Source organism: Noviherbaspirillum sp., from assembly GCF_036846085.1.
Classification (GTDB): Bacteria; Pseudomonadota; Gammaproteobacteria; order Burkholderiales; family Burkholderiaceae_D; genus Noviherbaspirillum.
Window position 1 is genome coordinate 1 of the sequence record NZ_DAIUCO010000205.1, and the last position, 9,896, is coordinate 9,896.

Sequence of the window (9,896 nt, forward strand, 5' to 3'; positions counted from 1 at the left end):
ATTCCACATAGTATCGGGGCTGGCATGCTGGGGCCGAATGTTGTAGCCCACTTGCTGGAAATACTGCCGCCTTCGCTACGTGCCAAAGGCGTCGGCGTGTTGACTTCCTGCATTTTCCTCGGCCAGTTCGTCAGCCCGCTCCTGGTGGTGATGCTGGCCGGCTCACAGCAAGACATTCCGACCGCTATCGGCAACTACGCGCTGGCATTGCTGGCATTGGCCGCGGCTTGGGTGGCGGCGGCGGGCTACTCGTTACGGGTTCGATAAAAGCAAGCTATGCCTGCACAGAAGGCAATGACGTTGTCGCCCTTCATTTTCTTGTATCTCGATAACAAGCTTGACCTCGACGTCAGGAGACAAAGATGAAATTCAAGCAATCCATCGTGACCATCGTTATGCTGTCGCTTGCGGCCGCAACGCAAGCCGCAGGTGCGGCAGTGACCGCCGAAGAAGCAGCCAGGCTCATGTCGGAACTCACGCCCTTCGGAGCCGAACGCGCCGGCAACAGGAGCGGGACGATTCCCGCTTGGGAAGGCGGCTATACCAAGGTACCGCCCGGCTATCAATCAGGGCAACCCAGGCCCGATCCCTTTGCCGAAGAAAAGCCGCGTTTGACGATCACGGCACAAAACATGAATCAATACGCCGACCAGCTCTCCGACGGCGTAAAAGCCTTGTTGCAGCGTTTCCCCACTTATCGACTCGATGTGTACCCAACCCACCGTAGCGCGGCGGCGCCGCAGTGGGTCTACGACAACACCTTCAAGAATGCCACCCGTGCCAAACTGGGACCCGGCGGCCTGTCCATCGAGGGCGCGCAGGGAGGCATCGCCTTTCCCATCCCAAAGAATGGGGAAGAAGCCATGTGGAATCATTTATTTTCCTGGAAAGGCGAAGCGTACACCGGAGACATCAGCACGTATGTCGTGACTGCCGGTAGAAAACCCGTGCTGGCCGCAGCTGCTACTTTGGTGGCACAAATGCCTTATTACTATCGTGACAGTACACCCAAACAGTTGGGCACCACTTATGGGTTCAGTAAATTCAGCCTCACGGCCCCGCCTTTCCTGGCCGGGGAAACATCCTTGACAGTCAACCAGCTCAAGCAAGGCCGGCAAGGTTCCCAGTCGTGGCAATATCTGGTTGGGCAGCGTCGCGTGCGGCGTGCGCCCAACTTTGAATACGACTCCCCCAACCTCAGTGCCTCCGGCATCTCTTTTTTCGATGAGATTTTCCTGTTCGACGGTTCCCTGGATCGGTATGACTGGAAACTGCTGGGCAAGAAAGAGATGTTCGTTCCCTATAACATCAACACCGAAAAGCTCCGCGTGAAAAATGTGGATGACGTCTTGCAGCCGTACCATCTCAATCCGGCGAATGTGCGATGGGAACTGCATCGTGTGTGGGTCGTGGAGGCCACGCTATCGCCCGGCAAGCGCCACGTAATGCCGAAGCGGCGCTTGTATCTGGATGAAGATACCTGGCAAGCGCTGCTATACGATGGCTGGGACGCCAACGGACAGTTGTGGCACACCGGCCAGGCCCTGCCGCTTCTCGCCCCGGAAGTTCCGGCATTGCTCGCTCTTCCCAACGTTATGTATGATTTCCTGAAAGGCGCATACGTTATCTTGGCGGCATTCCATGAACACCAGCGAGACTATCAGGTCGCCATACGCCGGCCGGAAGAGTATTTTTCTCCAGCCGCGCTCATGGCCGATGGCATTCGTTGACGACGCATCTGTCGTCGCGGCGGCGGCCTGTCCCATCCGATCGTGACGCTGATGCTGCCTGGCGCGACGCTTTGCCAACGCAGCCCGCGTCCAGGACCGGATCATGCCGTCGTTGAATTATTGAAGACACGTCAGGTCTATTTGCATGTCGGATTGTGCAATAAACAATTTTGCGGGCTGCACAACTAATCACGTCCATCTCCCCCATGGTTGCACGTCATCAGATAGTTGGCCATATTGGCAAGACGGCAAGCTCCCATCTCTATGGTGCACGACGTCTGGATGACGATGTGCCGGTAATACTGAAGCAACTTGATCCGCATGAGGCCGGCGCCAGTCATTTTGCGCATTTCAGGCGTGAATACCTCCTGCTCCGATCGCTCAATGCCGCCGGCGTCGCGAAACCGACAGACCTGATCGATGAAGGCGGATGCCTGACAATGGTCTTGGACAACTTCGCCGGCGAGTCGCTCGAATCGATTCTGAACCGCGGCATGAGAATGGATTTGCCTGCTTGCCTGGGCATCGCCAGCGGTTTGGCGCATGCCCTGGCAGGCGTACACGCGGCTCACGTAGTCCATCAGGATATCCGCCCGGTCAATATCCTGGTGATGCGGGAGAGCCGACATATCCTTCTGGTCGACTTCAGCATTGCCGCTTCCAAAGAACAGGTGTTTTCGTCGAATGGCATTACCGTCCGCGCGGGCGATTGGGCATATGTGTCGCCCGAGCAAACCGGCCGCATGAATCGCGCAGTGGACTACCGCACCGATTTCTACTCGTTCGGCATCACGCTCTATCGCATGCTGACCGGTCAATTGCCGTTTTCCGCGGACGATCCGTTGGAATGGGCGCATTGCCATATCGCGCGTACCGCGAAACCGCCCTGCGATATCGCGCCCGACGTGCCTCGACCGGTATCGGACATCGTGATGAAACTCCTGGCCAAATTGCCGGAGGACCGGTATCAAAGCATGGACGGGCTGCAGGCCGATCTGGACTTATGTCTGGCACAGTGGCAATCATCCGGGTACATCGCACCGTTCCAACTGGGTGCGCAGGATGCTTCGGACCGCTTTCAGATCCCGCACAAACTCTATGGCAGGGAGCAGGAAAGAGCCGCCTTGCTGAAAGCATTCGATCGCATGGCGGCAACCGGCCGCCCGGTGCTGGTGACTGTCTCGGGTTACTCGGGTGTGGGCAAGTCGGCGCTGGTTGGTGAGTTGCATCAACCGATCATGGAAAAGCGGGGCTACTTCATTTCCGGCAAATTCGACCAGTACCAGCGCGATATTCCCTACGCCACCCTCACGCAAGCGTTTCGGGAGCTGGTGCAACAGCTACTTGCCGAAAGCGAGGTGCATATCGCCGGCTGGCGGAAGCGGATCCTGGAGGCAGTCGGCGTCAACGGCCGGCTTATCGTCGACGTCCTGCCGCAGATCGAGCTCATCATCGGCCAGCAGGCGCTTGTGCCGGCGTTACCGCCGAGCCAGGCTGAGCACCGCTTCCGCATGGCTTTCCGGCAATTCATCAGCGTATTTACCAGGAAAGAACATCCACTCGTTTTGTTCCTTGACGACTTGCAGTGGATCGACGCCGCCAGCCTGAAACTGATCGAACATCTGCTTACGCACGCCGACACCCGCCACCTTCTGCTGATTGCGACATACCGGGACAATGAAGTGAGTCCAATCCATCCGCTGCTGGCGAGCTTTGGTGCGATCCGGCACAGCGGCACATCGGTAGAGGACATCAAGCTCGCGGCGCTGTCGGTCGCGCAGTTGAACCGGCTGATGTCGAATACGCTGCATGCGGACGAAGCCATATGCGAACCCCTCACGCGGCAGGTGTTTGAACGGACCGGAGGCAATCCGTTCTTCTTTATTCAGTTCGTCGATTCGCTCCATAAGGAAGACTTGTTGCAATGGAACGCGCGAGACCGGATCTGGCGGTGGGATCTGGACCAGATCAAGACCAGGAACTTTGCCGACAACGTGGTCGACCTGATGGTCGCCAAGTTGCAGCGGTTGCCTGCAGCGGCCCAGGAAGTGCTGCAACTGGCCGCCTGCCTTGGCAACAAGTTTGATCTGTGCAGTCTCGCATTGGCCAGTGGCGCCTCGGTGGCCGAGACCGAACAGCACCTGTCGGCAGCGATACGGGAAGAGTTGATCGTGCGCGCCAACGGCATCGGCAAGTTCCTGCATGACCGGATTCAACAAGCGGCTTACTCGCTGATTCCGGAAGAGCGCCGCGGCGAGACTCACCTGCATATCGGCCGCGCGCTCATGGCAGGCATGCTCCCGGAGGAAATGACCGGACATATTTTCGATGTGACGAACCAGCTTAACCTGGGCGCGGCGCTGCTTGCCGACCGGGAGGAGAAAGGGCGGGTGGCGGAGCTCAACCTGCGCGCAGCACGCAAGGCCAAGTCATCGGCAGCGTATGCGTCAGCATGCAGATATCTTGCGGCCGGCATGGCCATGTTGGATGAAAGCGATTGGGAGAGCCGGCACCGGCTGGCATTCGACCTGTTCCTTGAAAGTGCGAGCTGCGAGTACTTGATCAGTAATTTCGACACCGTCAAGCAGTTGATCGCCGTGATCCTCCGCAAAAGCACGTCGAAAACAGAACGGGCGGCAGCCTACCACCTGAAAGTACTTGTCCATGCAATGCTGTCGGAGTACTCACAGGCCATCGACAGTGCGATCGAATGCCTGCAGCTGTTCGACATCAACATCCCTTCGCATCCAACCAGCGAACAGGTGCGGCAAGAGTGCGAGGCTGTCTGGCGCGACCTGGATAGCCAACAGATCGAGCAACTCATCGATCTGCCGCGGCTGACCGATCCCGAGATCGAAGCCGCCATGGACATGCTTCTGGTCGCCCATCCGTCGGCGTACTTCACCGACATTAATATGAACCATCTGCTCTTGTGCCGCATCGTGAGCTTAAGCCTGAAGCACGGGATGAGCAGTGCCTCCGCGCAAGGCTGGGCCTTGTTCGGTGCTTTTCTCGACCCAGCCTTCCACCGCTACGAAGAGGGGTACCGTCTTACGAAGCTTGCATGCGAAGTCGTCGACAAGCACGGTTTTTCGGCCTGCAAAGCAAGCGTCCTGTTCGCAATGCAGCAGGTTGCCGCATGGACGCAGCCTCTCACCGCTTCGCTCGATTTTGCGCGAGCCGCTTACCGTAGCGCGGTCGAAACCGGCGATATGTCCGTGATGTGCTACAGCCAGACTGTGATCGTTGCTTACCTTCGCATCCAGGGCGAGTCCCTGGAAACGGTATGGAGCGAGTCAGAGCAAAGCCTGGATTTCGTGCGAAAAGCCAAGTGTCGCGACGCGGCGGACGGCATCCTGATGCACCAGCGCTTCATCGCCAATATGCGGGGTGAGACCGAAAGTTTTTCAAGCTTTAGCGGTGCCGGTTTCGACGAAGCCGCATTCGAGGCTAAACTGACGCAGGACAGGACGAGCAGCCTGATCAGCGGATACTGGCTTCTTAAACTGATGGCGCGATTCATATCGGGCGACTACATGATGGCTCTGGCAGCCATCGAAAAGACGAAGACACTGCTGTGGATTGTGTCGGGATCCCTTCAGGCTCTGGACTATCACTATTATGCTGCGCTCACGATCGCAGCACTCTACGAGAAGGCCGAGCCCGATAAGCAGCGCGAATGGGGAAAATTGCTGACGGTGCATCAGGCGCAGTTGCGCAAGTTTGCGGAAATCGGTCCGTCGAACGTTCGCGACAAGTTTGCCCTGGTCTCGGCCGAAATCGAGCGCCTGCAGGGAGCCGATCTCGAGACTGTCATGCGCCTGTACGAACAAGCCATTCAGGCGGCCCGCGAGAACGGCATGGTTCATGACGAGGCAATCACCCACGAACTTGCCGCAAGGTTTTACTCCACACGCGGATTTCCGACCGCCGGCGAAGCTCATCTGGAACAGGCACGCGCCTGTTATGCGCGCTGGGGCGCCGACGGCAAGGTACGGCAGCTCGACGAGCGCTATCCGCAACTGCGCGACCGCACGGGGCGCGCTCCTGCCGCGCCTGTGGACCGCGAGATCCATCTGGATCTGCTGTCGGTAACCAAAGCCTCGCAAGCCATCTCCGGCCGGATCGTGTTGGATGAAATGATCGATACGCTGATGCGCATCATGCTCGAAAACGCCGGCGCGCAGACCGGCTGCCTGCTGCTGGCCCGTCATGAAGACCTGCTGCTGGCAGCCGACGCGTACGTCGAGCAGCAAACGGTACGGGTGCGGCAGCATCCCGCGCACACGCCGCCGGACATGTCATTGCCAACTGCCCTCCTCAATTACGTGCGACGCAGCCACGAGCCGGTGCTGCTGATGGATGCGTCCGTCCCGCATCCGCTTTCGGCCGACCCCTACTTCGCGCAACGGCATCCCAAGTCCGTGCTTTGTCTTCCCATTCTTCGGCAATCCGTGCTGATCGGCGTGCTCTACCTGGAAAACAATCTCGCCACCCATGCCTTCCCCCCGGAGCGGGTCAAAGTGCTGGAGCTGCTGGCCTGCCAGGCCGCCATCTCTCTCGACAATGCCCGTCTCTATGCCGATGTGCGCGACAGCCATGCCCGAATGCGGCGCCTGGTCGATTCCAACATCATCGGCATCGTCTTCTGGAGCCTGAGCGGCGGCATCACCGATGCCAACGACGCGTTTCTGCGGATGGTCGGCTACTCGCGGCAAGACCTGGCGGACGGAAAAATGAACTGGGCCTCCATGACACTGCCGGAATTCAAGTCGCTCGATGAGCTAAAGTTGGCGGAAGTGCGTGCCACCAGGACGAGTACTCCCTATGAGAAGGCATTCCGGCACAAGAATGGCATCCGTATTCCGGTGCTGATCGGCGCCGTTCTCTTCGACGATACGCCGGATCACGGTGTGGCCTTCGTGCTCGACATCACCGAGCGCAAGCAGGCCGAGGCGGAGCGGGAAGCACGCTATGCCGCCGAAGCAGCCAACCGAGCCAAGAGCGCTTTCCTGGCAAACATCAGCCATGAGCTGCGCACCCCCTTGAACGGCATCCTCGGCTATGCCCAGATATTGGAACGCGATTCGATGCTGGACGAGCGGCAGCTTACCGGCGTGGACGTGATCAAGAGGAGCGGCGAACATCTGCTCTCCCTCATCAACGATATCCTCGACCTGGCCAAGATCGAAGCCGGCAAGATGGAGCTCTATTTCTCCGACCTCCAGCTTGCCCCCTTTGTGCGCACCATCATCGAGATGATCGGCGTGAAGGCGGCACAGAAGGGCCTGGACTTCATCTGCGACATGGCATCGGACATGCCGCGGTGCATCCGGGCCGACGAGAAACGGTTGCGCCAGGTGTTGCTGAACTTGTTGTCCAATGCCGTCAAATTTACCGACCGTGGCCAGGTGGCGCTGCGGGTAAGCTTCGCGCCGCCGGCCCGGCTGCGCTTCGAGGTGCAGGATACCGGGGTCGGCATCGGTACGGATCAACTGGACACCATTTTCCAGCCGTTCGAACAGGTCGGCGACATGCAGCGCCGCCTGGGAGGCACCGGCCTGGGCCTGGCCATCAGCCGGCAATATGTGCGCCTGATGGGCGGCGAACTCCAGGTCGAGAGCCGCTACGGCCAGGGCAGCACCTTCCGGTTTGAACTGGAAATGCCGGTGGTGGATACGAGAACAGTCGCGGCACCGGGAAGGATCGTGACCGGCTACACCGGGCCGCGCAAGACAGTCCTGGTGGTGGACGATGTGGCCGAAAACCGGAAGGTGGTGACCGGCCTGTTGCACCCGCTCGGGTTCGAGGTGGTCGAGGCGACGAACGGCCGCGAGGTACTGCACATGGCGCAAAGCGTGCGGCCGCAACTGATCCTGATGGACATCGCGATGCCGGAAATGGATGGCCTGGAAACCACGCGTCACTTGCGCCAGCTGACTGCGTTCAAGGAGGTGCCGGTCATCGCGGTATCGGCCAGTGTTTCCACGAGTGATAGTGAGCAATGCCTGGCGGCCGGGGCCAATGATTTTTTGCCCAAACCGATCGATTTGGACCGGCTGCTAGGGAAGATCGCGACCTTGTTGCAACTGGAGTGGGTTTACGATGGGCCGCCATCGGCATCGCTTCCGGAATCCGGCGCGAGCGCGGCCTTCGTGGTGCCGCCACCGCAGGAAATGGAAGTCCTGTACCGTCTGGCCCGCCTGGGAAACATGCAGGACATTGCGGCGCATGCGACTTACCTGACCGAACTTGATCAGCGCTACGGACCGTTTGCCCGCCAGTTGCATGTGCTGGCCAAGCGCTACCAGTCCAAAGCCATCCTCGGCCTCGTGGAGAAATGCCTGAAGGGGGAGTCAGGTGCAATGACAGGCCAATGACAGGCCCGCCGGCCGGATAGCCTGTCTGCCGGGCGATGCGACGAGGCCAAAGCGATGTGCGCGTGGAACAAGGATGAAGCGGTCAATGGAGCAGCATGCTGTCGGCCGAGCACAGCCGGCCATCCCTTCCGGTCCAGGCAGACACGAATCCGGCAAGCGGAATCTCCCGCGCTATCCTGTCGTGACGCTGAGACCGGGGTTGCTTGCCGCCCCGGACTGATTGCAGGCCCGTTCAAAAAATTCCGCGAACGCCTCCGCCGGGATTGGCCGGCTGATATGGAATCCCTGCACCTCATCACACCCCGCATGGCGCAGGAAGTCCTGCTGTCCCGCGGTTTCCACGCCTTCCGCCACGACGGTCATATGCAGCGTCTTGCCCATCGCCACCACGGCTTCGACGATGGCCCGGTCTTCCGCCTTCGATTCGAGCTCGCGTATGAAGGACCGGTCGATCTTCAGCACATGGATTGGGAAATTGCGCAATTGGCCCAGCGAGGAATATCCGGTTCCGAAATCGTCGATGGCCAGGCGTACCCCGAGCTTCTTGATTGCCTGCAGCGTCAGCACCGCCTGCTGGGGGTTGTGCGCCACCATGCCTTCGGTGATTTCCAGTTCGAGCAGGCTGGCCGGCATGCCCGTCTCCGCGAGGATGACGGCGATATCCTCGACCAGGTTCCTGTCGGAGAATTGCCGGGCCGAGAGGTTTACCGCCATGCGGATCGGACGCATTCCCTGTCGTTGCCATGCCATGTTCTGCTCGCAAGCGGTACGCAGCACCCATTTCCCGATCGGAATGATCAAGCCGGATTCCTCGGCGACGTGGATGAAATGCACCGGCGGCACCTGCCCGAGCGAAGGGTTGTTCCAACGCAGCAATGCCTCGGTGCCGGACACTTGCCCGGAACGCAGGTCGAGCTTGGCCTGGTAGTGGATTTCAAACTCATTGCGTTCCAGCGCATGGCGCAGGCCCACTTCCACGGACAGCCTGTCCATCGCTTCGGCACCGATGGAGGTCGAATAAAACTGGAAGTTGTTCTTGCCCTCTTCCTTGGCAAGATACATCGCGCTGTCGGCATTCTTGAGCAGCGCCTGCTCGTCCGTGCCGTCATTCGGGTACAGGGCAATGCCGACGCTGGCCGATATCCGGCATTCCTGGCCCGCCAGGACCATGGGCCTGACTGCCGCGGCCAACAGCTTGCGGGCCACTTCGGCAGCCTGCTTTTCGTCACCCAGCTCGGGAATCAACACGACAAATTCGTCGCCACCCAAACGCGCGATGATGTCGCTGGTTCGCAAGGCCTGCCTGAACCGCAACGAGATTTCCTTCAGCAGGGAATCGCCGGCTTCATGGCCGAGCGTGTCATTGATGAGCTTGAAGCGGTCGAGGTCGATGAACAGCACCGCGAACCGCCGGCCGGCACGCTGCGACGACTGGATCTGCATCGTCAGCAACTGGTTGAACATCAGGCGGTTGGGGAGGCCGGTCAGGCCATCATGGGTTGCCAGGTGCTGAATGTGCTCTTCGGCCAGCTTTTCGTCGGTGACTTCCCTGGCGACGCCGCGGTAGCCCTTAAAAATGCCTTTGTCGAGGATGGGACCGCCGCTCAGGCTGACGAAATATTCCCGCCGGTCGGGCGACACCCGCTTGATGACCACCTCGCGGAAATGCTGGCGGCCATCGCATAGTTTGCGTAATCCGTCCCAGCCGCCGTCGAGTTCCACGCTGAACGCACTCTCCCATAACCGCTTGCCCAGAAACAAATCTTGCGGCAGCACCTTGCTGTCC

Annotated in this window: 3 protein-coding genes and 1 pseudogene; 3 read left to right on the plus strand and 1 reads right to left on the minus strand. The window is 59.7% G+C overall.

Annotated features, from left to right (window positions below):
- The 3 genes and pseudogenes from V7080_RS19560 to V7080_RS19570 form a co-directional block, all read left to right on the plus strand.
- A pseudogene (locus V7080_RS19560) lies at positions 1–267 on the plus strand (hypothetical protein); the annotation flags it as partial.
- A gap of 95 nt (positions 268–362) precedes the next feature.
- Positions 363–1,730, plus strand: a complete 1,368-nt coding sequence (locus V7080_RS19565; RefSeq protein WP_334190073.1) for a DUF1329 domain-containing protein — start codon at positions 363–365, stop codon at positions 1,728–1,730.
- Positions 1,731–1,936: 206 nt separating this feature from the next.
- On the plus strand, positions 1,937–8,110 hold the full coding sequence (locus V7080_RS19570) for an AAA family ATPase (RefSeq protein WP_334190074.1): 6,174 nt from the start codon (positions 1,937–1,939) through the stop codon (positions 8,108–8,110).
- A 171-nt stretch (positions 8,111–8,281) separates the two neighbouring features.
- Here V7080_RS19570 and V7080_RS19575 read toward each other — a convergent pair.
- On the minus strand, positions 8,282–9,896 hold a 1,615-nt coding region (locus V7080_RS19575), incomplete at its 5' end, for a putative bifunctional diguanylate cyclase/phosphodiesterase (protein WP_334190075.1).

What these genes read in the sequence shown, in the direction of transcription:
- V7080_RS19565 (WP_334190073.1), top strand. Translation starts at nt 363, where the DNA reads ATGAAATTCAAGCAATCCATCGTGACCATCGTTATGCTGTCGCTTGCG.
- V7080_RS19570 (WP_334190074.1), top strand. Translation starts at nt 1,937, where the DNA reads ATGGTTGCACGTCATCAGATAGTTGGCCATATTGGCAAGACGGCAAGC.